This is a genomic window from uncultured Oscillibacter sp., assembly GCF_950073225.1.
Lineage (GTDB): Bacteria > Bacillota > Clostridia > Oscillospirales > Oscillospiraceae > Oscillibacter.
The window spans coordinates 17,912-39,923 of sequence record NZ_CATMPS010000026.1; the positions used below are offsets into that span (position 1 = coordinate 17,912).

The 22,012-nt window shown below is 62.8% G+C and carries 19 protein-coding genes, 1 tRNA gene and 1 riboswitch; of the genes, 8 read left to right on the top strand and 12 right to left on the bottom strand.

Translation table 11 applies throughout. From position 1 onward, the window contains the following. Positions 1-40 precede the first annotated feature (40 nt). The 3 genes from Q1M04_RS11795 to Q1M04_RS11805 form a co-directional block, all read right to left on the bottom strand. On the bottom strand, positions 41-1,393 hold the full coding sequence (locus Q1M04_RS11795) for an 8-oxoguanine deaminase (RefSeq protein ID WP_297998685.1): 1,353 nt from the start codon (positions 1,391-1,393) through the stop codon (positions 41-43). 169 nt (positions 1,394-1,562) lie between these two features. Further along, positions 1,563-1,658, bottom strand: a riboswitch (purine riboswitch). A 302-nt stretch (positions 1,659-1,960) separates the two neighbouring features. Further along, positions 1,961-2,051, bottom strand: a tRNA-Ser gene (locus Q1M04_RS11800). 72 nt (positions 2,052-2,123) lie between these two features. Beyond that, complete coding sequence (locus Q1M04_RS11805; RefSeq protein ID WP_297998683.1) at positions 2,124-3,236, bottom strand: class I SAM-dependent RNA methyltransferase; 1,113 nt, start codon at positions 3,234-3,236, stop codon at positions 2,124-2,126. Positions 3,237-3,417: 181 nt separating this feature from the next. Here Q1M04_RS11805 and Q1M04_RS11810 point away from each other — a divergent pair, with 181 nt between their 5' ends. Together Q1M04_RS11810 and Q1M04_RS11815 are read left to right on the top strand one after the other, a co-directional pair. After that, positions 3,418-3,888 carry an NfeD family protein gene (locus Q1M04_RS11810; RefSeq protein WP_297294847.1) on the top strand — a complete coding sequence of 157 codons (471 nt, stop codon included), beginning with the start codon at positions 3,418-3,420 and terminating at the stop codon, positions 3,886-3,888. After that, on the top strand, positions 3,888-4,823 hold the full coding sequence (locus Q1M04_RS11815) for an SPFH domain-containing protein (protein ID WP_297998681.1): 936 nt from the start codon (positions 3,888-3,890) through the stop codon (positions 4,821-4,823). The genes Q1M04_RS11810 and Q1M04_RS11815 overlap by 1 nt, the downstream gene beginning before the upstream one ends. A gap of 64 nt (positions 4,824-4,887) precedes the next feature. Here the strand turns inward: Q1M04_RS11815 and Q1M04_RS11820 are convergent, their stop codons facing one another. Next, positions 4,888-5,076 carry a hypothetical protein gene (locus Q1M04_RS11820; RefSeq protein ID WP_204791261.1) on the bottom strand — a complete coding sequence of 63 codons (189 nt, stop codon included), beginning with the start codon at positions 5,074-5,076 and terminating at the stop codon, positions 4,888-4,890. Positions 5,077-5,207: 131 nt separating this feature from the next. On the opposite strand from Q1M04_RS11820, the gene Q1M04_RS11825 reads away from it, so the two are divergent. Next, positions 5,208-5,396, top strand: a complete 189-nt coding sequence (locus Q1M04_RS11825; protein WP_297998680.1) for a hypothetical protein — start codon at positions 5,208-5,210, stop codon at positions 5,394-5,396. Positions 5,397-5,717: 321 nt separating this feature from the next. On the opposite strand, the gene leuS is transcribed toward Q1M04_RS11825, so the two are convergent. From leuS to Q1M04_RS11845, 4 genes are all read right to left on the bottom strand, one after another. After that, positions 5,718-8,144 (bottom strand): leucine--tRNA ligase, encoded by a 2,427-nt coding sequence (gene leuS, locus Q1M04_RS11830; RefSeq protein ID WP_297998678.1) that lies wholly within the window; start codon positions 8,142-8,144, stop codon positions 5,718-5,720. A gap of 637 nt (positions 8,145-8,781) precedes the next feature. Further along, a complete protein-coding gene (locus Q1M04_RS11835; protein WP_204790169.1) occupies positions 8,782-9,165 on the bottom strand; it encodes a DUF2500 domain-containing protein in 384 nt (127 codons plus the stop codon). A gap of 351 nt (positions 9,166-9,516) precedes the next feature. Beyond that, positions 9,517-11,049, bottom strand: a complete 1,533-nt coding sequence (locus tag Q1M04_RS11840; RefSeq protein ID WP_297998676.1) for a sodium/proline symporter — start codon at positions 11,047-11,049, stop codon at positions 9,517-9,519. A 181-nt stretch (positions 11,050-11,230) separates the two neighbouring features. Further along, positions 11,231-11,815 (bottom strand): TetR/AcrR family transcriptional regulator, encoded by a 585-nt coding sequence (locus Q1M04_RS11845; protein ID WP_204790167.1) that lies wholly within the window; start codon positions 11,813-11,815, stop codon positions 11,231-11,233. A 426-nt stretch (positions 11,816-12,241) separates the two neighbouring features. Between Q1M04_RS11845 and dapF the strand changes: the two genes are divergently transcribed. Next, complete coding sequence (gene dapF, locus Q1M04_RS11850; protein WP_293281502.1) at positions 12,242-13,096, top strand: diaminopimelate epimerase; 855 nt, start codon at positions 12,242-12,244, stop codon at positions 13,094-13,096. Between the two features lie 15 nt (positions 13,097-13,111). After that, positions 13,112-14,386, top strand: coding sequence for a dicarboxylate/amino acid:cation symporter (locus tag Q1M04_RS11855; protein ID WP_297998674.1), 1,275 nt, complete (start codon positions 13,112-13,114; stop codon positions 14,384-14,386). A gap of 117 nt (positions 14,387-14,503) precedes the next feature. Here Q1M04_RS11855 and Q1M04_RS11860 read toward each other — a convergent pair whose 3' ends face one another. The 3 genes from Q1M04_RS11860 to Q1M04_RS11870 all read right to left on the bottom strand — a co-directional run bounded on the left by Q1M04_RS11860 (position 14,504) and on the right by Q1M04_RS11870 (position 17,548). Beyond that, complete coding sequence (locus tag Q1M04_RS11860) at positions 14,504-15,430, bottom strand: hypothetical protein (RefSeq protein WP_297998671.1); 927 nt, start codon at positions 15,428-15,430, stop codon at positions 14,504-14,506. Beyond that, complete coding sequence (locus tag Q1M04_RS11865) at positions 15,423-16,448, bottom strand: aldo/keto reductase (protein WP_297998669.1); 1,026 nt, start codon at positions 16,446-16,448, stop codon at positions 15,423-15,425. Before Q1M04_RS11865 ends, Q1M04_RS11860 begins: the two co-directional genes overlap by 8 nt. 89 nt (positions 16,449-16,537) lie before the next feature. Beyond that, a complete protein-coding gene (locus tag Q1M04_RS11870) occupies positions 16,538-17,548 on the bottom strand; it encodes an ATP-dependent 6-phosphofructokinase (protein ID WP_293280696.1) in 1,011 nt (336 codons plus the stop codon). Between the two features lie 214 nt (positions 17,549-17,762). On the opposite strand from Q1M04_RS11870, the gene Q1M04_RS11875 reads away from it, so the two are divergent. Genes Q1M04_RS11875 through Q1M04_RS11885 form a run of 3 tightly spaced genes read left to right on the top strand, consistent with a single transcriptional unit; the run spans position 17,763 to position 19,342 of the window. Continuing rightward, positions 17,763-18,665, top strand: coding sequence for a hypothetical protein (locus Q1M04_RS11875; RefSeq protein ID WP_297998667.1), 903 nt, complete (start codon positions 17,763-17,765; stop codon positions 18,663-18,665). After that, positions 18,662-19,018, top strand: a complete 357-nt coding sequence (locus tag Q1M04_RS11880; RefSeq protein ID WP_297998665.1) for a winged helix-turn-helix domain-containing protein — start codon at positions 18,662-18,664, stop codon at positions 19,016-19,018. Before Q1M04_RS11875 ends, Q1M04_RS11880 begins: the two co-directional genes overlap by 4 nt. 51 nt (positions 19,019-19,069) lie before the next feature. Then, positions 19,070-19,342, top strand: a complete 273-nt coding sequence (locus Q1M04_RS11885; protein ID WP_293280690.1) for a hypothetical protein — start codon at positions 19,070-19,072, stop codon at positions 19,340-19,342. A 38-nt stretch (positions 19,343-19,380) separates the two neighbouring features. On the opposite strand, the gene Q1M04_RS11890 is transcribed toward Q1M04_RS11885, so the two are convergent. Then, positions 19,381-21,822 (bottom strand): ATP-dependent helicase, encoded by a 2,442-nt coding sequence (locus tag Q1M04_RS11890; protein ID WP_297998662.1) that lies wholly within the window; start codon positions 21,820-21,822, stop codon positions 19,381-19,383. Positions 21,823-22,012: the final 190 nt, after the last annotated feature.

Below are 22,012 nucleotides of genomic sequence, written 5' to 3' on the forward strand. Positions count from 1 at the left end.
AGCTCCGCGGGAGACCCGCGGAGTGATTTTCAAAATACACTCAGCGGTTCAAATACGCTTGGCAGCAGGCCCGGGCCTCTCGGACCGCTTTTTCCTCGTCGATGCCGGTGAGGCGGCCGTCCTTGACCACGACCCGGCCGTTCACCACCGTGGCGTCCACGGGGCCCTTGAAGCCCACGGTGCCAAGCATGGACTTGACATCCAGGTCCGCCCCCACCAGTTCCAGCCGGTCCCGGCGGATCATAAACAGGTCCCCGGCCTTGCCGGGCTCCAGGGAGCCGATGTCCGCCCGGCCCAGCACCCGGGCGCTGCCCCGGGTGGCGATTTTCAGCAGGTCGTACCCGCTGGGGGCCTTCTCGCTGGAGCACAGACGATGGAGCAGATAGGCCGCTCGAAGCTCTTCCAGAAGATTAGACCCGTCGTTGCTGGCGCTGCCGTCCACAGCCAGGCCCACGGGAACCCCCAGCTCCAGCATCTCGGGAAGCCGGCACACGCCGGAGGAGAGCTTCATGTTGGAGATGGGGCAGTGGGCGACGCCCGTGCCCGTGTCCGCCAGCAGCTTCAATTCTTCATCGTTGAAGTGGATGCCGTGGGCATACCATACGTCCGGGCCCACCCAGCCCAGGTCCTCCATATAGGCCAGGGGCCGCTTTCCGTGCTTTTCCAGGACGTAACGCTCCTCGTCCTTCGTCTCACACAGGTGGGTGTGAAGCCGTACCCCCAGATCCCGGGCCAGAATGGCCGACTGGCGCAGCAGCTCCGCCGAGACGCTGAAGGGGGAGCAGGGGGCCAGGGCCACTGTCCGCATAGAGAGGGGCCGGGGGTCGTGGTACTTCTCCACCGCCCTCCGGCAGTCCCGGAGAATTTCATCCACGGTCTGGACCACGCTGTCGGGAGGCAGGCCGCCGTCCTTTTTGCTCAGGTCCATGCTCCCCCGGGAGGCGGCCATCCGCACCCCCAGGTCCCCGGCGGCGGCAAACTGGGCCTCCAGCAGGTCCCCGGCCCCGCCGGGGAAGACGTAGTGGTGGTCAAAGACGGTGGTGCAGCCGGTTTTCAGCAGCTCCCCCATGCCCACGACGGAGCTGTGATAAATTGCATCGCCGTCCAGGTTCTTCCAGATCTCATACAGCGTCCTCAGCCAGTCGAACAGCTCCATGTTCTGCACCTGGGGCAGGTTCCGGCTGAAGGTCTGGTAGAGATGATGGTGGGTATTGATAAGCCCCGGATAGACAATACAGCATGAGGCGTCCAGGACCTCGTCCGCCTCCTGGGATTCAGCCCCTATATAGGCCACGGCCCCGTCCCGAATGAGAATACCGGCGTTTTCCAGTACGGTATCCTGTTCGTCACAGGTGACGATGGCCGAGGCGTTTTTCACAAAAAGACTGCTCATGCGTTACCTCCCAAATACGCGGTTTCCGCGTGAGATCATACGGGCAGGATAAGCGCATGAGCAGCCGCCATGTGCGCACAAAGCGTCCGCTGGTATTGGAGAGCGGCGGTCTTCCTCCGCCGGCGGGGGAAAACAAAAAACCGCCGAAACAAAAAGACCACAAGTTTCAGGGCCAGGCCCAAAAACTTGTAGTCAACTGTTACGGCAGTTGGTAGAAACGCTCATCCGATCATGAACTTATACAAGCCAGTATTTACAGACCGCAGTATATCCGGAAAGGTGAACCTTGTCAAGCGCCCTCCGCCAAATTCCACAAAACGCCTATTTTGCACAAGGAATTTTCTACAAATCCCACAACCGCCGCCGCAAGCGAAGCAAAGCGGCATCCCCCCCTTACCCCCGTCCTTCGTCCCTCGTCCCTCGTCCCTCGTCCTTCGTCCCCCGCAAAAAAAATCACCCGCGAACCCAGCAAAGCGGTTCGCGGGTGAAGGCGAAGGAATTCCCCGTCCGGCGGAGCTTTCCGCCCCTTCGGGGCGGGAAGCGCAGCGGTAAGGGGAATTCCTGAGCTGGCGCAGCGGGTGGGATTCGAACCCACGGTACCCTTGCGGGTACACCTGATTTCGAGTCAGGGCCGTTATAACCACTTCGATACCGCTGCATAGACCTTTCCTATTATGCCACACTTTCTCCGCCGTTGCAAGGGGGGACGGGAAAATTCCCGTCCCCTTTTTCAGCGCCCATAGAAAAACGCGTCGCATTTCAGCATCCCGTTGTAGAGCTTGCGCTTCTTGTCCGCCGGGCGGCCGAAGCACCGCTCGAACTCCGTGTGGGAGCTCAGCACAATCACCCGCCACTTGGGCGGCAGGTCCTCCAGCGCCTTGCCAAAGGCCCGGTACAGCGCCTCCGCCTCCTCCTTTTCCAGCAGCCGCTCGCCATAGGGCGGGTTCGTCACCAGCTGCCCGTACTCGCCGCCGCGGCGGAATTTCCCCGCGTCCGCCTCCTCAAAGCGCACGCAGTCCTCCACCCCCGCCAGGGCCGCGTTGTGCCGGGCCAGCTCCACCGCCGCCGGGTCGATGTCCCCGCCCCAGATGTCGTAGTGCCCGTGAAACTCCTTGTCCTGCGCCTCCTCCGCCGCGTCCATCCACAGCTTGGGGTCCATGGACTTCCACTTCTGGGCGGCAAAGCGCCGGTCCAGGCCCGGGGCCCGGTTCTTGGCGATGAGCGCCGCCTCGATGGGAATGGTGCCCGAGCCGCAGAAGGGGTCGCAGAAGGGGTCCTTCCCCCGGTAGCGGGAGAGGGTCACCAGCGCCGCCGCCAGAGTCTCCCGCAGGGGCGCGCCCATATTCCGGGCCCGGTAGCCCCGTTTGTAGAGCCCCTCGCCGGAGGTGTCCAGGTACAGGGAGGCCCGGTCCTTGATGATGGCGAATTGAATCTGATAGCGGCTTCCCGTCTCCGGCAGGGTCTCGCAGCCGTAGGCGTTCCCCAGCCGCCGGGCGGCGGCCTTTTTCACAATAGCCTGGCAGGCGGGGACGGAGTGGAGGGCGGAATTCAGAGAGTAGCCCTTTACGGGGAATTCCCCCTCCCGGGGGATGAAGTCCTCCCAGGGCAGGGCCAGGACCCCCTGGAACAGGGCCTCAAAGTCCGGGGCCGGGAAAGGTTCCCCAAGCTCCATCAGCACCCGGGCCCCGCAGCGCAGGCCGATGTTCAGCCGGGGGATGTCCGCCAGGGTCCCCTCGCAGTGGACCCGGCCGTTTTCCGCCCGGACGCCGGCCAGGCCCAGGCGCTTGATCTCGTCGGCCACCAGGGCCTCTAAGCCCAGGAGGCAGGGGATGGTTAAGGTCACAGGGAGTCCCTCCTTTTCGATTCTGCCGTCTTAGTATACCAGGAGTTTCCGCCCTTTTCAACTGCCGCCGGGAGGGGTTCAGGCCCCCTTTGTGAATTGTTACTGAATTGAAACACTTTTTCTATAGCGGATATGCTATACTGAATAAGAAAGCTGAGGCCGATTGGAAAGGAGGCATTCTATGAGCATGTTTATCTGGCTCTGGCTGGGGGCCATCGTTCTCTTCGGCGTGGCCGAGGTGGTCACGGAGAGCATGATCTCCATCTGGTTCGTGGCCGGGTCCCTGGCGGCGCTTTTCACCTGCATGTCCGGCTGGGCCCTGGGCGGGCTCTCCCCGGAGGCGACCCAGGTGCTGGTGTTCGCCCTGGTGTCCGCCCTGGCGCTGGTGATTACCCGGCCCCTGGTCCGGCGCTTTATGACCAGGCCCCGTATCCCTACCAACTCCGACCGGGTGGTGGGCATGACGGCCAAGGTCACGGAGCCCGTGGACAACGACCGGGCCTCCGGCGCCGTCTACGTGGACGGCAAAACCTGGACCGCCCGCAGCGCCGACGGCGCCGTCATTCCCGCCGGGACCCAGGTGAAGGTACAGAAGATCGAGGGCGTCAAGCTCCTGGTCCAATATTCAGAGAAAGTGGAGGTAAGAACATAATGTGGTGGATTCCTGTTTCCGTTGTCATTGTCCTGCTGGTCATTTTGATCATTTCCAACGTCCATATCGTCCAGCAGTCCCGGGCCTATGTGGTGGAGTGGCTGGGCCAGTTCCACACCGTGTGGAACCAGGGCCCGCATGTGAAGGTGCCCTTCGTCATGCGGGTGGTCAAGAAGGTGTCCTTGAAGGAGCAGGTGGCGGACTTCCCGCCCCAGCCCGTCATTACCAAGGACAACGTCACCATGCAGATTGACACGGTGATCTATTTCCAAATCACGGACCCCAAGCTCTATACCTACGGCGTGGAGCACCCCATGAACGCCATTGAAAACCTGACCGCCACAACCCTGCGGAACATCATTGGCGACATGGACCTGGAGCAGTCCCTCACCAGCCGGGACGTGATCAACTCCCGGATGCGGGCCATCCTGGACGAGGCCACGGACCCCTGGGGCATCAAGGTCAACCGGGTGGAGCTGAAGAACATCATTCCCCCCAAGGACATCCAAAGCGCCATGGAAAAGCAGATGAAGGCCGAGCGGGAGCGCCGGGAATCCGTCCTCCAGGCCCAGGGCCAGAAGGAGTCCCAGGTGCTGGTGGCCCAGGGCGAGAAGGAAGCCGCCGTCCTCCGGGCCACGGCGGCCAAGGAAGCGGCGATTCTCCAGGCCGAGGGCGAAAAGCAGGCCCGCATCATGGCCGCCGAGGCGGAGGCCGAGGCCATCACCCGGGTCCAGACCGCCCTGGCGGAGTCCCTGCGGCTTTTGAACGACGCCGCCCCCAACGACCAGGTAGTGAAGCTGAAAGCCCTGGAGGCCATGCAGAAGGTGGCCGACGGCAAGGCGACGAAGATCATCATTCCCAGCGAGCTCCAGGGCCTGGCGGGTCTTGCCGCCAGCGCCAAGGCGGTGTTTGAGTCCGAGGAGCCGAAGAAGTGACCCCCTGATTTGCCGCTAATAGAGAGGGCCCCGTCCGATGGACGGGGCCCTCTTCTTTGCCGCCTTATTCCTTGGCGCCTTTCTCCTCTTGGGCGGCGTCTCCGCCGTCCTGGGACATGTAAATTTCCTCCGTGTGGAATTGGGCTTCCTTGAGGTATTCCTTTGCCGCGCCAATGTTCAGCTTATCCAGTTCCCCCAGCGCGTCGGATACGGCGTTGAATAAGACGGAATACATTTTCTGATAGTGTGACATAGCGGCCTCCTCTGCGGTTATATTTTGGTTGTTTGGGTTATATTATACAACCATTTCGCCCATCATACCATAAAGCGGTTGTAAAGTAAATATATAACACAACCATTTTATAATTGTTTTGAGGTTACGCTATGAGAAAAGACGGAACAAAAGGTTACACCATCCGCATTGACGAGCAATTACTGCACAAGCTTCATGTGATTTCCGCCTATGAGGGGCGCTCCGCCAACAGCCAGGTTCTGATTTTAATCCGGGACGCCGTAGAGGCCTATGAGGCCAAGCATGGCAGGATTGAGCTGGAGGGGAAAAAGGATTCCTGAGGGTTGGCGGGGAGTCTGCCCCTGCGGAGGTCCTATTGGGAGAAGGGCAGTCCCTGGGGGAATGGCCTGACCAGGGGGTCAGGCCCCACAGTCCACAGCTAGGTTAGCGGCAGCGAGGAGGACCGGACAGTCCATGCGTCGACCGCCAAATCCCCCGCTTGCACCACGCCGCGGACTGGAGACATTCAAAAAAACGGAGGCACGCCTTGCGCGCCTCCGTTTTCTCTCTTCCACCGTGCACGGCGCATTCTCTCTTTTCGCAAAAGAGAGAATGGGGGGTGCAAATGGACCAGCTATCATCATAGCTGAATCCCCCCAATGTTATTGGGGCTTCACAATCAAATTCACCAGCCTATTTCTCACAAAGATGGTCTTGACCACCTGCATCCCCGCCGTGGCCTTCTGCACCTTCTCCACCGTCAGGGCGGCTTCTACCACCGCCGCCTCCTCGCTGTCCGTGGGCATGGTGACCGTCCCCTTCAGCTTCCCGTTCACCTGGACGGCGAAGTCCACCGCGGACGCCACGGTCTTTCGCTCGTCGTAGACGGGCCACTGGCTCTGGCAGCACATCTTCCCCGTCTCCGCCGCGAAGCCGAACCGCTCCCACAGCTCTTCGGTGATATGGGGGGCGAAGGGGCTCAGCAGCTGGAGCAGGGGCCGCATGTCCCCCTTGGTGACCCCGTTGGCCGTCAGTTCGTTGACCGCTGTCATCATGGCGGCAATGGCCGTGTTCATTTTCAGGCTGTCAATGTCCCCGGTGACCTTTTTGATGGTCCGGTGGAGAACCGCCTCGTTGGCGGGGGAGGGATTGGGGTCGTCCTTGGCGCTCTCCGCCAGATTCCACACCCGGTCCAGGAATCGCTTGGAGCCCTTCACCGCCTCGGTGGACCAGATGGCCGCCTGCTCGAAGTCGCCCACGAACATGATATACAGGCGCATGGTGTCCGCGCCGTACTGGGCCACGATGTCGTTGGGGTTCACCACGTTCCCCCGGGACTTGGACATCTTCTCTCCGCCCTCGCCCAGGATCATGCCGTGGCTGGTGCGCTTGGCGTAGGGCTCCTTGGTGGGGACGACCCCGATGTCGTAGAGGAACTTGTGCCAGAAGCGGCTGTATAGCAGGTGGAGGGTGGTGTGCTCCATGCCGCCGTTGTACCAGTCCACGGGGGACCAGTAGTCCAGGGCCTCCTTGGAGGCCAGGGCCTTGTCGTTGTGGGGGTCCATATAGCGCAGGAAGTACCAGGAAGAGCCCGCCCACTGGGGCATGGTGTCCGTCTCCCGCTGGGCGGGGCCGCCGCACTTCGGGCAGGTGGTGTTCACCCAGTCCGTCATCTTCGCCAGGGGGCTTTCGCCGGTGTCGGTGACCTCATAGCTCTCCACCTCGGGAAGGAGCAGGGGCAGTTCCGACTCCGGCAGGGGGACCCAGCCGCACTTTTCGCAGTTCACCAGGGGGATGGGCTCGCCCCAATAGCGCTGGCGGCTGAACACCCAGTCCCGGAGCTTGAAGTTGGTCTTAGGCCGTCCGTAGCCCTCCTTCGTCACGTGTTCCTTCATGGCGGGGATGGCCTCTTTTACCGTCATACCATTGAGGAAGCCGGAGTTTACCATGACGCCCGTGTCGTCCTTGAGGACAAAGGCCTCTTTCGTAATGTCGCCGCCCTGGACCACCTCCACGATGGGCAGGCCGAAGGCCGTGGCGAAGTCCCAGTCCCGCTGGTCGTGGCCCGGCACGCCCATGACGATGCCGGTGCCGTAGCCCATGAGGACGTAGTCGGAGACGAAGAGGGGGACGCGCTTGCCGTTGGCGGGGTTCACGGCCTCGATACCCTGGAGGCGGACGCCAGTTTTCTCCTTGTTCAGTTCGCCCCGCTCGAAGTCGGATTTTCTCGCGGCCTCCGCCTGGTAGGCGGCTACCTCGTCCCAGTTTTGAATCTGGTCCTTCCACTGCTCCAGATAGGGGTGCTCCGGGGAAATGACCATGTAGGTCACGCCGAAGAGGGTGTCGCAGCGGGTGGTGTAGACCGTCAGCTTGTCGCCGTTGGTGGCGGTGAAGTCCACCTCCGTGCCCTCGGACCGGCCGATCCAGTTGCGCTGCTGGATTTTGACCCGGTTGATGAAGTCCACGTCCTCCAAATCGTCGATGAGCCGGTCGGCGTACTTGGTGATGGCCAGCATCCACTGGGATTTCTCCTTGCGGATGACCTCGCCGCCGCAGCGCTCGCAGACGCCCTCCACCACTTCCTCGTTGGCCAGGACGATCTTGCAGCTGGTGCACCAGTTCACGGGCATGGAGGCCTTATAGGCCAGGCCCTTCTTGAACATCTGGAGGAAGATCCACTGGGTCCACTTGTAGTAATCCGGGTCCGTGGTGTTGACCTCCCGGTCCCAGTCGAAGGAGTAACCCAGCATCTGAAGCTGCTTGCGGAAGTTGGAGACGTTGTCGTGGGTGACCTTGGCGGGGTGGATGTGGTTTTTCACGGCGTAGTTTTCCGTGGGCAGGCCGAAGGCGTCGTAGCCGATGGGGAAGAGGACGTTGAAGCCCTGCATCCGCTTTTTCCGGCAGATGATGTCCATGGCGGTGAAGGGCCGGGCGTGGCCCACGTGGAGGCCCTGGCCGGAGGGGTAGGGGAACTCGATGAGGCCGAAGAATTTTTCCTTACTTCTGTCGCCGTTGACGGCGGTGAAGGGTTTTTCTTCCAGCCATTTGGCTTGCCATTTTTGTTCTATGGCGGTGAAATCGTATTTCATGTGTGATCTCCTTTTATTGATAATATGGCGATTATGGCGCTTTTGCAAAGCGGGGGATTTTGCTTGCCCTTCGGGCGGGGGGGATTGGATACCAGCGATGGCTGGTGCAATGCACCCCCCATTTTCTCTTTTTCTTGCCAGAAGAAAAAGAGAAAACGGGCCGTGCACGGTCCAAAAGAGAAAAAGAAGTATCGCCCCTGCGGGGGGACGAAAGACGGGGGACGCGCAAGGCGTGCTTCCTCCGGGTACGCAAGTCTTCAGCCCGCGGCGTAGTTTGAGCGGGAGTTTTGGTGGTTATCGAATGGACCAGCTCCTCTTTTCGCTGCCGCTGATGCTCCGATAAACGGACCTGTAGGGGCCGCCGCCCTGCGTCCGCCGTTGGCGGCTTTGCCGCTTACGGCGGCGGCGTACCCCTTGCGGGTGCTCGGCGGCCCGTTCCCCCGGAACCTCCATGCTGCCCATGGCCCATTCCTTCCGGGACTGCCCTTCTCCCAATAGGACATTGTGGGGCCCACCCTTCTATCGGTAGACCACTTCCATAATGGGACCATTCCGGTAGACCGGGAAACTCTCTTTGTGGGGCCTGACCCCCTGGTCAGGCCATTCCCCCAGGGATTTCCATTCTCCCGGCAGAACCTCAGCTCCGCTCAAACCCCAAATACCGGGTCCCCTGGAAGGTCAGGCTTCCCTGGTCCCCCTCTGCCAGCATGCCATACTCGGCCCCGCTGACGCTGAACTCCATCCGGTCCCCGCTCTCCACCTGGAAGGTGGCGTAATAGGCGGTGCTGGTATGACTCATGCTGTCCTGGTGATGGTGGTGGGAAACCTGCGTCCGCTTGGTTACAACCTGGGCGGATACCGTCAGCCGGGGGGAGGCGTTGTTTTTGCTCCAGGTCCCGATTCCCCTGACCACAGTCAGGATTATTCCGCCCACGACAAGCACGAATATCACCGTGATGAAAATCGGGACAATCGTAAACATCATGCTGGCAAAACCACCCATTCCAAACCCTGCGCTCATGGCCTCTCTCCTTTCTCAAACAACAAAAACGCCCCCAGCCAAACCGGCCAGGGGCGTGGGTCCACGCGGTACCACCCTGTTCAGCCGCTTATGCGCGGCCCTTGGGGCCCGGTAACGGGGGCGAACCGCCCCGCCCTACCTCTCGGGCGGGAGACTCCGGGACCAGTCATGCACAGGGGCTCCCCCGCCGGCTTGCACCATCCGCCGGCTCTCTGAGGGCGGGACATCCCCGTCTTTTTTCCCTTCATCGTCGTTCAACAGGCCCTATTGTACGGGGGGAACCGGGTTTTGTCAAGGGGAAAATTCAAAAAGCCGCCCGGGACCGCGCCCCGGGCGGCTTTCACGCCGGAATTACTTCTCCCTCACTTCATCGAAGAGCTTTTCGATGCCCGCGTCCGGGGCCGGGGTCAGGAGGCTCACAATCACGATGGCCGCCAGGCCCACCACGAAGGCGGGAAGCAGTTCGTAGATGTCCAGCGCGCCGCCCATGGGGCGCACCAGGAACTTCCACACGAAGATCATCACGCCTCCGGCAACCAGGCCCGCCATGATGCCCTGGCGGTTGCTCCGCTTCCAGTAGAGGGCGCAGAGGATGGCGGGGCCGAAGGCCGCGCCGAAGCCCGCCCAGGCGAAGGACACGATCTGGAACACGTTGCTGTCCGGGTCCGAGGCCAGGAAGAGGGCGATGACGGCGATGACCACCACCGTCAGCCGGGCAATCAGCATAGTCTGCTTCTCCGTCAGCTTCACGCCGAAGACCTCCTGGACGATGTTCTCCGAGAAGGCCGAGGAGGCCGCCAGCAGCTGGCTGTCCGCCGTGGACATGGTGGCGGCCAGGATGCCCGCCAGGATGCAGCCCGCCACGATGGCGGGGAAGATGCCGTAGGTGGACAGCAGGTCGGAAAGCTTGACGATGATGGTTTCCGTGGCGCTGCCCTCCAGGAAGGGGACCCGGCCCGCGGCGGAGACGGCGTGGCCCACGATGCCGATGAACACCGCCACGCCCATGGAAATCACCACCCAGGTCCCGGCGATGCGGCGGGAGAGGGTCAGCTCGTTTTCATCCCGGATGGCCATAAAGCGGACCAGAATGTGGGGCATGCCGAAGTAGCCCAGGCCCCAGGCCATCATGGAGACGATGCGGATGAAGCCGTAAGGCTCCGCCGCGCCGCTGGCGGCGTTATAAGTCTCTGTGAAGCTGAAGAAGCCGGGGAGGGTCTGGGCGTGGGCAATGACCGCGTCCATGCCGCCCGCCTGGACCACGCCGAACACCACAATGACGGCCAGGGCGCAGGTCATGATGACGGACTGGATCAGGTCCATGGTGGCCACGGCGTTGAAGCCCCCGATGGAGGTATAGCTGATAATGACGATGGCCCCGATGATCACCGCCGCCATGTAGTCCCAGCCAAATAAGCTGTTGAAGAGCTTGCCGATGGCGGCAAGGCCGGAGGCCACATAAGGCACGAAGAAAATCAGAATAATCAGGGCGGAGATGCACATGATAACGGGCTTTTTCTCCCCATAGCGCTTGGAGATGAAGCTGGGGATGGTGATGGCGTCCAGCTTCACGCTGTAGCGGCGGAGCTTTTTGGCAACCAGCAGGAAGTTCAGGTAGGTGCCAACAGCCAGGCCGATGGCGGTCCAGCTGGCGTCCGCCACGCCGGAGAGGTACGCAAGGCCCGGAATGCCCATGAGCAGATAGCTGCTCATGTCGGAGGCCTCGGCGCTCATGGCGGTGACCAGGGGGCCGATGCCCCGGCCGCCCAGGTAGAAGCCCTCGGCGCTCTTCTTGGAGCGGCGGCCGATCATCACCCCGGTGAAGATGACGAAGCAGAGGTACAGAATAATCGTACCCATGATGCAGATTTGTGCGGTAGACATGAAATCTCTCTCCTTTTCCGTTCAGTGGGTGCTATCATAGCATACTTTTCACTAGAATAAAAGACAGAACGAGGTATAGAATGCAGTCTACACCTCGTTCTGTGGCATTTCTACAAAACGGCGGAACAGCAGGCCTTTTCAGCCGTACTGTTTTTAGGAAAAATATTTGACATATGCAGATTCAGCCCCGCCAGCTCTCCAGGAACGTGGGGGTCATGGCGTCCGTATAGGCCACCAGGGAGTACTCCCCGCCGCAGAGGCACCAGTCATACAGCAGCGCCCGCTCCCAGAGGGCGTAGGCCTTCACGATTTCGTTCACGGTCCGGTCCGCCCGCAGCTGGCCCGCCCGCTGGCCCTCGGCGATGATGCTCCGCAGGAGCTTGAAATAGGTCCGGTTCCGGTCCAGCAGGTGCTTTTCCCCCCGGGTGAGGAGCTGGGTGGAGAGAAGCCGGGCCAGCAGGTCCAGGGAGATGCCCCCGTCAATCATGGCGAAGAGCTCATGGTTCAGGAATACCAGCTTCTCGATGGCGTCCTGCTCCGGCGAGAGGGCGGGGCGCAGCGCCTCATACTTCTCGTCGAAGACGTTGGAGAGAGTGCCGAGCAAAGCGTCCTTGCCGTCGAAGTAATGGTAAAAGGAGCCCTTGGAGGTCTCGGACTCAAAGACGATGTCCTCGATGGTGGTGTCCTCATAGCCCTGCTCGTAAAAGAGCTTCCAGGCGGCGGCGATGATGCGGCCCTTGGTGTTCCGGGCGTTCTTACGGGGCATGGCGGGGCCTCCTTTCCGGGATTTATGGTTGACAGCCCGGGGAAGGGCTGGTATAATCAAGGCAAGAGGGGCAACCTGAGCACACAGGTCCGGCTCTTCCTCACAAGATTTAAAATCTGTAGAAATGCCGGTTTCCTATGCGGGGGGCCGGTTATTTCTTTTTCGTTACGTTAATAACGCCAAAGATCACAACGGCTAGCAGGTTCAGCAACGCCAGGGTTTCCAGAACCGTCACGCTGTCACCTCCTATGTACGGAGGCCAAGCCGTTCCCCTCCCGCCTGATATGGATATAGCACATTTTAGCGGGCGTGTCAACGGCGGGGGCCAACGGAACCCGCACTTTTTGCAAGGTTTCCAGCACATTCTCCGGTGTTCATTTGCGGAGAGTGCGATTATAATGAAGAGCAGACAAGGAGGAAGGACCCATGAAATTCTGGAAGATGAACGGGGCCGGAAACGACTTTATCATCCTCAACAACCTGGAAGAGCACCTGCCCCTGGAGGCCATTCCCCAAATCGCCCGGACGCTGTGCCGCAGGCGCATGTCCATCGGGGCCGACGGGCTGATGGTGGTGGAGGCGGCGGACCAGGGCGGCGACTTCAAGATGCTGTTCTTCAACTCCGACGGAAGCGTGGGGGAGATGTGCGGCAACGGGGCCCGGTGCATCTGCCGCTACGGCTTTGAAAACGGCCTTGCCAAGGAGGCCCAGGCCGTGGAGACCACCGCCGGAATGGTGTTTGGCCGGAGAATCGACCGCCGGCTCTACCGGGTCCGCCTCAACGACCCCGCCACGATAAAACTGGACTGCCCGGTGGAGGTGGACGGCGTGCGGTACGCCTGTTCCTACGTGGAGCTGGGGGACCCGGGACTGCCCCACGCGGTGGTCCCGTACCACAACCTGCAAAACGCCGACGAGAACGAGCTTCGGGAGCTGGGCCGGAAAATCCGCTGGAATCCCGCGTTCCCCAAGGGGGCCAATGTGAACTTTTACGAGCTCACCGGGGAGGACCGCTTCTTCGAGCGGACCTTCGAGCGGGGGGTGGAGGACTTTACCTACGCCTGCGGCACGGGCACCGGGTCCGTAGCGGCGGTGCTGGCCCTTCAGGGAAAGGTCAGCGGGCAGCGGGTCCGGGCGGACATGACCGGCGGGACGCTGTATGTGGACGCGGAGCGGGTCCACAGCCAGATTACGGAGCTCTGCCTTACCGGGCCCACCAACGTGGTCTGCACCGGCGAGGTTGCGGACGAGGATTTGACGTATCAGCCATTGTGTGAGTAAAACAGGAGGGACATTATGGAAAAGAAATCCATTGCGAAAAACTACGCCTTTTTAGCCGTTATGCTGGGGGCCATGATTCTGGGCGCCATTCTGGGCTGGGTCTGGCCCGCCCAGGTGGACGGGGACGGAAGCGTCATATCCGGCACCGGCGCCACGGTCCTCAAGCCCCTTGGCACCGTGTTCATCAACCTGATGTTCTGCGTGGTGGTCCCCATGGTCTTCGCCTCCATCTCCAGCGCCGTGGCGAACATGGAGAGCCGGAAGCGGGCGGGGAAGATCATGGGCGTCACCGTGGGGACCTTCGTGGTCACCGGGGCCATCGCCGCCGTCATTATGTATGTGCTGATGATGGTCTTCCCGCCGGTGCCCGCCGCGTGGACGAACCTGGCCGCGGAGGAGATTGGGGAGTACGCCACCCTGGCGGACATGATTGTGAACTTCTTCACCGCCAGTGATTTCAGCGGCCTTTTGACCCGCCGGGCCATGCTGCCCCTGATTGTGTTTTCCCTGCTCTTCGGCTTTGCCGTGAACCTCAACGGCGGCAGGGAGACCCCCGTGGGGCGGTTCCTGGACGACCTGGCCAGCGTCATGCTGAAATTCGTGAAGATCATTACCTATTACGCCCCCATCGCCTTCTTCGGCTTCTTCGCCGACCTGGTGGCTACCTACGGCCCCCAGATTACGGAGAACTACGCCCGGGCCCTGGCGGTGTACTATCCCCTGTGCTTTGTCTATATCTTCACCGCCTGGCCCCTCTTCGCCCGGTTCGGCGGCGGCAAGGGCGCCATCGGCGTCATGTTCCGGCACATCACGAAACCCGCCGTGGTGTCTCTGGGCACCTGCTCCTCTGTGGCGACGATTCCCACCAACATGGAGGAGGCCGCGGACACCGGCATCCGCAAGGACGTGGCGGACATGGTGCTGCCTCTGGGGGCCACCATGCACATGGACGGGTCCTGCTTCTCCTGCGTGCTGAAAATCGCCTTTGTGCTGGGGGTCTTCGGCCAGCGGCTGGACCTTGGGATGCTGATTCCCGTGGTGCTGGTGGCGGTGCTCAGCTCCGTGGGCATGAGCGGCGTCCCCGGCGGCGGGTACATCGGCGAGTACATCATCTGCTCCATCTTCTTCCCCGCCCAGATGGAGATTGCCTTCCCCATCCTGGTGGTCATCGGCAACCTGGTGGACCCCCCGGCGACGATGATCAACGCCGCGGGCGACTATGTGACCTGCTTCATCGTCTCCCGGTTCGTAGACGGGAAGGACTGGCTCCAGAAGCAGCTGAAAAAGTAAGCGTCCCCCGGAACGGGCCTCAGGGCCGGGGAAGGATTTCCCCGGCCCCTTTTCCACAGGGGCCCGTTCCTGAGCAAAACGGCGTCCCCGCCGGGTTTCCGGCGGGGACGCGTCTGTCTATGGTTCACGTTCTTCTTGCAGATGGAGCGCCCCGTCCTTCAGCAGATAGGGGCCAAGGGGGTTCCCGTCCTCTTCCAGGAGGGCGTTCCCCTCCATGCCCGCCGGGACAGGGCCCTTTTCCGACTCCGCCTCGTCCAGCGGGGCCCCGGGCCCTGCGGGCAGAAAGTACCGCCAAAGCCGCCCTTCTGCGTCCCGGTCGTAGAAGGACCAGCCGGCCTCGCCGTGGTTGTAGTACTCCCAGGCCTCCCCCTGGCCATCGCCGTCCAGGTCCGCCACCTGGGCTTCCTGGCTGCTGCCTACATCAAAAAGGAACTCCGCCCCCTGGGGCGTGGCGGCGAAGTACCAGCTGACCACCGCCGCCGCGCCAATGTTTAAGGAAATCTGCCAGCCCTCCTGGCCCAGAATATCCGGCACCCGCTCCGCCGCGTCCAGGCGGTCACCGTAAAATACATAGATGTTGTCGTCCGCCAGGCGGCCCAGGACCCTCCACTCCGTGTCCGGGGTCCGGGTAAGGGCGTACACGTCGTAAAAGATTCCCGGGCGGCCGGTGGGATCCGGCACGGGATTGGCCCGGCGGATCTCCAGCTCCACGCCGGAGTCCAGCCGGTCCGAGAACACCGCGTCCCCGGAGGCCAGCGCCGCCGCCGGGTCTCCCTCCTCCAGGGCCGTGGGCGCCTCCTCGTTTGCCCTCAGGGGGATGACCAGGGGAAGCCCGTCCGGCGAGAGCGCTTCCTCCGGTTCTTTCTCTGGGAGGGTGTCCGGGGACACGGCGGGGAGGGGTTCCTCCATTCGGGGCGGGTCCCCCGGTTCCGGGGCGGCCTTCTCCGGGGAACAGCCGAACATCAGCGCCAGCGCCGCCAGGGCGCAAAGACCCAGGCCCAGCCGGAGGAGGGGCCGTCTCTTTGGACTCCGAGGCTCAGTCATTGTGATGTTCCTCGTAGAACGCGTCGTAATCCTTCAGCATCTCCACCAGCAGGTTCGGCGTGTCCAGCCCGTAGGGGCAGCGGCTCTTACAGGCGCCGCAGTGGACGCAGTTTTCAATCTGGTGCATCTTCTCGTGCCAGGCGTCCGACATGTAGGGCTGGTAGGGTGAGCGCCGCAGCAGGGCGGACATCCGGGCCGCCTGGGGAATGTCAATCCCGGCGGCGCAGGGGAGGCAGTAGCCGCAGGAGCGGCAAAAGCTCCCCGCCAGGTCCTTCCGGTCCGTCTCGATGACGGCCCGGAGCTCCGGCGTGAGGCGGGGGTTCCGTTCCGTCAGCTCCAGCCACTGGTCCAGCTCCCACTCGTGCTGGATGCCCCAGATGGGCACCACATTGGGGTACTCCTGCATGAAGGCGTAGCACGCCTCGGCGTTATTCAGAAGGCCGCCGGAGAGGCCCTTCATGGCGATGTAGCCCATGTCCGCCTTGGCGCAGTCCTCCACCAGCCCCAGCTCCTTCTCGGTGGTGAGGTAGCAGAAGGGGAATTGCAGAGTCTCGAAGTTCCCGGACCGGATAGCCTCCTGGGCGACGGCAAGGCGATGATTCGTAATGCCGATGTGCCGGATATAGCCCTTTTCCTTCATCTCCAAGGCGGCGGCGAAGGGGCCGTCGGGGTCGTTTATATCCGGCAGCTTGGCGGGGTTGTGGAACTGGAAGAGATCGATGTAATCTGTCCGCAGGGAGCGGAGGCTCTTTTCAATGTGGCTGAGGACGGTCTTTTTGTCCCCCCCGCCGCTCTTGGTGGAAATGACCACATTCTGCCGCACGCCCTCCAGGGCCTCGCCCAGTTTTTCCTCGCTGTCGGTGTACATGTTGGCGGTGTCGAAGTAGTTGATCCCGCCGTCTACGGCCCGGCGGACCAGCTTCACCGCGTCGGCCTTGGGAATCCGCTGGATGGGCAGGGCGCCGAAGGCCGTCTTCGTCACCATCAGTTCCGTCCGCCCCAGTCTGACTTTTTCCATAACTCCTCCTATTTGTCGCGGGGCCAGGGGCAAAACGCCCCCGGCCCCAGCCTATATGTATCTTCCCTGCCGGTTTTTCGCAGGACGGATTAGAAGTCCGGGCCGCAGCTGTTGGTCAGAGCCTCCAGAATCTGATAGCGGTCCATCTGGAAGGGCTTGGTCATGGCCAGGGCCTCCTCCATCTCTATGTCTGTCAGGAGGCCGTTCTGAATGCCGATGATCTGGTTCCCCGTGCCCTCGGCCAGGACCTTCACCGCCTCATAGCCCATGCGGCTGGCGGTCTCCCGGTCCCGGGCGGTGGGGGAGCCGCCCCGCTGAATGTGGCCCAGCACCGTCACCCGGGGGTCGATGCCCAGCTCGTCGTGGATGCGCTGGCTGATTTCGATGGCGCTGCCCGCGCCCTCGGCCACCACCACCATGTAATGGGTGGTCCCCGCTAGGCGGGCCCGGCGGATCTTCTCCACGATGTCCTTTTCAAAGTCCGGCTCCCGCTCGGGGATCAGCACGGCGGTGGCGCCCACGGAGATGCCCACGTACAGGGCCAGGTAGCCCGCGTGGCGGCCCATGACCTCCACCACGGAGCAGCGCTCGTGGGACTGCATGGTGTCCCGGAGCTTATCGATGCACTCGATGGCCGTATTGCAGGCGGAGTCAAAGCCGATGGTGTAGTGGGAGCACCCGATGTCGTTGTCAATGGTGGCGGGGATGCCCACCACCCGGAGATCCATGCCGTCCTTGGCGGCCTGGCGGGAGATGGCCAGGGCCCCCCGGAAGGTGCCGTCGCCGCCGATGGCCACAATTCCGTCCAGACCCAGCAGACGGCAGGTGGCCAGGGCCTTGGCCCGGCCCGCTTCTTCCATGAACTCCAGGCTCCGGGCGGTGTAGAGCATGGTGCCGCCCTTGTTGATGATGTGGCTGACGCTGGATGAGGTCAGGGGCACAAAGTCGCTGGTGATCAGGCCGTTCCAGCCCCGGCGGATGCCGATGCAGCCAATGCCCCGGGCGATGGAGGCCCGGACCACCGCCCGCACCGCCGCGTTCATGCCCGGCGCGTCGCCGCCGCTGGTAAGAACGCCGATTCTCTTTACCTTCTTTTCCATAAGAAAACCCTCCTGACGATTTTCCACCGGCCCGGACCCGAGCCGATTTTTTCCTGTATAACATGATACCGCCGGCGGGGCGGGATGTCAAGCTGGGTTTGATTTCCAGGCCGGAGGGGAAGAAATCGAAAACTGTCACCTTTTTGTTACCACTTTGGCGGGAAAACCTGTTATATTGGGTCTATCAAATCTGGATTGGAAGGAATCGTGGGATATGCACCGTGTACTGATTTTACTGCTGGCCCTGCTGCTGCTCTCCGCCTGCGCCGCCCCGGCGGAGACGGAGGAGGCCCCGCCGGTCCCGGAAGCCCCGGAGGCCGCCGCGCCGGAGGAGGAAGCCCTGGAGGACCCCGGGGAGGAGACGGAAGACCACGTCCTTTTGACCCTGGACGCGCCCCTGGCGGACGGGCGGACCTTGCGGCTGGAGGCCTTCGGCCGGCGGGCCGACGAATACAGCTATGGCGTCCGGGAGGTGCGGGTGTACGACGGGGACGCGCTTATCCAGACTGTCCAGGCCCGGGAGGGCATTGTAAGCGAAGGGGTTGAGGACAGCGACTACACCGACTGCTGGAGCACGGAAGACTGCATGGACGAGCTGGACCTGAACTTTGACGGGGATACAGACTTCGGCCTCTTCGCCGGGCGGTGCAACAACATGATCCCCTATTACTATTGGACCTGGGACCGGGAGGCGGGGCAGTATCAATTCGCCTGTATCCTCCAGGGGGCGGAGGCCCATCCGGAAAGCGGGGAAACCACCGCCGAATATAAATCCGGCTCCGCAGGGTCCCAGTGGGTTACGGAGTACTACTGGCCTGACGGGAACGGAAGCCTGTATTTGCACCGGGTGGAACGGCTGGTCCGGGACTTCCAGCCCGATTCCGGCTATCTGGACGTAGAGCGGGAGGGCGCACGGGAAGTCTGGCTCCCCAGGGAGGGAGATTTCCTCCGCCCCCGGCCCGCCGAGTGGAGCATTGAGGCAGACCTGGTCCTGGCCAGCCGGGAGGTCCCGGTCTATGAGGGCAATGGGGATGGCACCGTCTCCTATTTTACCGAGCTTTGGGAGTTCTGGGACGGCGAGCCCCAGCTGGTGGAGCGAAAGGAGTATATCCCATGAATCACAGTCCTGACCTGCGCCTCGCCGTCACCCTCCGCCTTTTGGACGGAGAGGGCCAGCGGCGCTTCGGCCCCGGCGTGGCCGCGCTGCTGGAGGAGGTCCGGGCGAAGCGCTCCCTCCGGGCGGCGGCGGGGTCCATGGGCATGGCCTACTCCAAGGCCTGGCGCATCGTCCGCACTGCGGAGGAGTCCCTGGGGTACAAGCTCCTGGACTCCACCATCGGGGGACGCCACGGCGGCGGCGCGGCGCTGACGGAGGAGGCGGAGGCGCTGCTTGCCGCCTATCAGGCCCTCCGGGAGGAGGTGGACGCCTTTGCCCAAAAGCGGTTCCAGGAGCGCTTCCGGGACCTTTGAGGGGCCCCGCGCATAGGATGGAGTACATCCTATGAATAAGGAGGTCCTCTTATGGAACCTGTCTGCAATGAGTGCGCCCAGGCCGCGGAATGCCGGGAGCCCGTGATCATGAAGGCCCGCATCCTGCGGGTGAACTGCTGCGATCTGCTGGTCTGCGACCTTTGCGGCTGCCAGGAGGTGCTGGTCCATACCAACAACGCCTGCTGCTTCCGCCCGGGCCAGTGCGTCTGCATCGAATACAGCGGCGCGATGACCATGAGCATCCCGCCCCAGATCAGCGCGGAGTGCATCAAGCTTATCCCCTGCGGGGGCTGTACCTGCTAAGCGTCAAAGCGCCGGAGGATTTTCCTCCGGCGCTTTCTTCAGGAATCCAGTTTCTTTAGGTGCTTTGCCGCCGCTTTGAGCATCAGCTTTTTCTGGCCCGCGCCCTCGAAGTCCACCTGGACCAGGGCGTCGCCCCCCATGGGCTGGACGGACAGCACCGTCCCTTTGCCGAAAACGCCGTGCTCAATCCGATCCCCCTTGCTTAGGGCTATGGAGGGGGCCGCCGTCTGGCTGACGGCGGTGCGGCGGGCCTCCTGGTAAGAAGGCCGGGCAGGCCGGGCGTAAACGGGCCGCCGGGCCCCTTCGGAGCCGTCCCCGCCGCCGTAGAAGCCGCTTGTGTAGGAGGAGCCGAAGGTTCCGCCGGGCCGGAGGTCCCGGCCCTCCCAGTTCAGGTTCTCCTCCGGCGCCTCCTCCAAAAAGCGGGAAACCCGGTTGCTGGCCGTCTTGCCGTAGAGCATCCGCTGGCGGGCGTGGGTCAGAGTCAGCCGCTCCTTGGCCCGGGTCATGGCCACGTAGCACAGGCGGCGCTCCTCCTCCAGCTCGTCCTCCTCATACTGGGCGGAGCTGCCGGGGAAGACCCCCTCCTCCATGCCCACCACGTAGACCAGGGGGAACTCCAGGCCCTTGGCGGCGTGGATGGTCATCAGGGTCACGCAGTCGTCGCTTCCCTCCAGGGAATCCAGATCCGTGTACAGGGCGATTTCGTTCAAAAAGCCCGAAAGGGTGGCGTCCTCCGGCTGGCGGTCCAGGAAGCCCAGGATGTTGGACTTCAGCTCCTGGACGTTTTCCAGGCGGCCCCGGCTCTCCATGTCGTTTTTATCCTTCAGGGCCTGGGTATAGCCGGTCTGCTCGCACACCGCGTCGTAAAACTCCGGCAGGGCCAGGCTTCCCCCGGCCTTCCGGAGGCCGTCGATGAGGTCCGCGAACTGAAGCAGCTTCTTCGCCGGGGTTTTCAGCTCCGGGAAGAGGTCCGCGTTGCGGCAGATTTCGTACAGGGACGCCCCCTGCTGCTCCGCCAGCGCCGCCACCTTGTCCATGGTGGTGCCGCCGATGCCCCGGGCGGGGCTGTTGATGATCCGCCGGAGCCGGAGGTCGTCCAGGGGGTTGTTCAAAACGCACAGGTAGGCCAGCATGTCCTTTACCTCCGCCCGGTCAAAGAACTTCATGCCCCCCACAACCTTGTAGGGCACGCCGCTGCGCTTCATGGCGTATTCCAGGGCGTTGGACTGGGCGTTCATCCGATAGAGCACGGCGGCGTCCCGGAAGCGGGCCCCCCGGCCCACCGCCGTGAGGATGTCCCCCGTCACAAAGGCCGCCTCGTCCTGCTCGTTGAGCACCGTGCGGACGCCGACCTTCTCCCCGCCGCCGTTCTCCGTCCAGAGGGTCTTTCCCTTCCGGCCCGCGTTGTGCCGGATGACGGCGTTGGCCGCGTCCAGGATGTTCTGGGTGGAGCGGTAATTCTGTTCCAGCCGGATGGTCCGGGCGTTGTCATACTGCTTTTCAAAATTCAGGATGTTCTCGATGTTGGCCCCCCGGAAGCGGTAGATGGACTGGTCGTCGTCGCCTACCACGCAGAGGTTCCGGCGCCCCCCCGCCAGAAGGCCGGTGAGGAGATACTGGAGGTGGTTCGTGTCCTGGTACTCGTCCACCAGCACGTAGCGGAATTTCCTCTGGTAGTATTCCAGCACCTCCGGCTCCTGACGGAGCAGGGTGACGGTGTGGAAGATGATGTCGTCGAAGTCCAGGGCGCTGGCGGAGGCCAGCTTTTTCTGGTAGGCGGCGTAGATTTTGGCGATGCGGGCCATGCGCCAGTCGGTTTCGGCGCTGTGCCGCCGGGCGAATTCCTCCGGGCCCAGGTATTGGTCCTTGGCGCTGCTGATGACGGAGAGGACGTTTTTGGGCGGGAAGGCCTTGTCGTCCAGGTTCAGCTCCTTCAAAATGTCCTTCACCACCCGGCGGGAGTCGTCGGTATCGTAGATGGTGAAGTCCTTGGCAAAGCCCAGCCGGTCAATGTCCCGCCGGAGGATGCGGACGCAGGCGGAGTGGAAGGTGGAGGCCCAGACGTCATTGGCCTCCGGCCCCAGGCGGGCGGCCAGGCGGTCCTTCAGCTCCCCGGCGGCCTTGTTGGTGAAGGTGATGGCGATGATCTCCCAGGGCCGGGGCGGGTCCACGGCGCACAGCCGCCGGGCCCGGTCGAAGTCCAGGGGGGAGGGAGCCTCCGGGAAGCCTTCCAGGAAGGCCAGGTCCTCCTCCGACGCGTCCTCCGGGACGAAGTCGGAGTCGCTGCCCCGGCCATAGGTCAGCAGGTTGTAGACCCGCTGGATCAAAACGGTGGTCTTTCCGCTGCCCGCCCCCGCCAGGAGGAGCAGGGGCCCCTCGGTGGCCATGGCGGCCTGGCGCTGGGCGTCGTTCAGCCGCCGGAGGTCCCCGGCGATGACCCGTTTCCGGGCGGATATGTAGCGCTGCTTGAAGTCGTTCATAGCTTGTCCGTTCCTTATCGTTGTACTGACGTTTATTGTAAGGCAGCCGGGCCGGTAAATCAACGCTGATGTAGTAAGTTAAATGCAGAAAAGGTTTTTCAACCTTTTTCTGCATTATTTTTTTACCCAAACGGGGGCAGAAACGGGTGAAAGGGGTGATTTAGGTGAGGACTTTGACGCTGGACGACCG

What these genes read in the sequence shown, in the direction of transcription:
- Q1M04_RS11795 (WP_297998685.1), bottom strand. Translation starts at nt 1,393, where the DNA reads ATGAGCAGTCTTTTTGTGAAAAACGCCTCGGCCATCGTCACCTGTGAC.
- Q1M04_RS11810 (WP_297294847.1), top strand. Translation starts at nt 3,418, where the DNA reads ATGAGCATGTTTATCTGGCTCTGGCTGGGGGCCATCGTTCTCTTCGGC.
- Q1M04_RS11815 (WP_297998681.1), top strand. Translation starts at nt 3,888, where the DNA reads ATGTGGTGGATTCCTGTTTCCGTTGTCATTGTCCTGCTGGTCATTTTG.
- Q1M04_RS11820 (WP_204791261.1), bottom strand. Translation starts at nt 5,076, where the DNA reads ATGTCACACTATCAGAAAATGTATTCCGTCTTATTCAACGCCGTATCC.
- Q1M04_RS11825 (WP_297998680.1), top strand. Translation starts at nt 5,208, where the DNA reads ATGAGAAAAGACGGAACAAAAGGTTACACCATCCGCATTGACGAGCAA.
- leuS (WP_297998678.1), bottom strand. Translation starts at nt 8,144, where the DNA reads ATGAAATACGATTTCACCGCCATAGAACAAAAATGGCAAGCCAAATGG.
- Q1M04_RS11835 (WP_204790169.1), bottom strand. Translation starts at nt 9,165, where the DNA reads ATGAGCGCAGGGTTTGGAATGGGTGGTTTTGCCAGCATGATGTTTACG.
- Q1M04_RS11840 (WP_297998676.1), bottom strand. Translation starts at nt 11,049, where the DNA reads ATGTCTACCGCACAAATCTGCATCATGGGTACGATTATTCTGTACCTC.
- Q1M04_RS11845 (WP_204790167.1), bottom strand. Translation starts at nt 11,815, where the DNA reads ATGCCCCGTAAGAACGCCCGGAACACCAAGGGCCGCATCATCGCCGCC.
- dapF (WP_293281502.1), top strand. Translation starts at nt 12,242, where the DNA reads ATGAAATTCTGGAAGATGAACGGGGCCGGAAACGACTTTATCATCCTC.
- Q1M04_RS11855 (WP_297998674.1), top strand. Translation starts at nt 13,112, where the DNA reads ATGGAAAAGAAATCCATTGCGAAAAACTACGCCTTTTTAGCCGTTATG.
- Q1M04_RS11860 (WP_297998671.1), bottom strand. Translation starts at nt 15,430, where the DNA reads ATGACTGAGCCTCGGAGTCCAAAGAGACGGCCCCTCCTCCGGCTGGGC.
- Q1M04_RS11865 (WP_297998669.1), bottom strand. Translation starts at nt 16,448, where the DNA reads ATGGAAAAAGTCAGACTGGGGCGGACGGAACTGATGGTGACGAAGACG.
- Q1M04_RS11870 (WP_293280696.1), bottom strand. Translation starts at nt 17,548, where the DNA reads ATGGAAAAGAAGGTAAAGAGAATCGGCGTTCTTACCAGCGGCGGCGAC.
- Q1M04_RS11875 (WP_297998667.1), top strand. Translation starts at nt 17,763, where the DNA reads ATGCACCGTGTACTGATTTTACTGCTGGCCCTGCTGCTGCTCTCCGCC.
- Q1M04_RS11880 (WP_297998665.1), top strand. Translation starts at nt 18,662, where the DNA reads ATGAATCACAGTCCTGACCTGCGCCTCGCCGTCACCCTCCGCCTTTTG.
- Q1M04_RS11885 (WP_293280690.1), top strand. Translation starts at nt 19,070, where the DNA reads ATGGAACCTGTCTGCAATGAGTGCGCCCAGGCCGCGGAATGCCGGGAG.
- Q1M04_RS11890 (WP_297998662.1), bottom strand. Translation starts at nt 21,822, where the DNA reads ATGAACGACTTCAAGCAGCGCTACATATCCGCCCGGAAACGGGTCATC.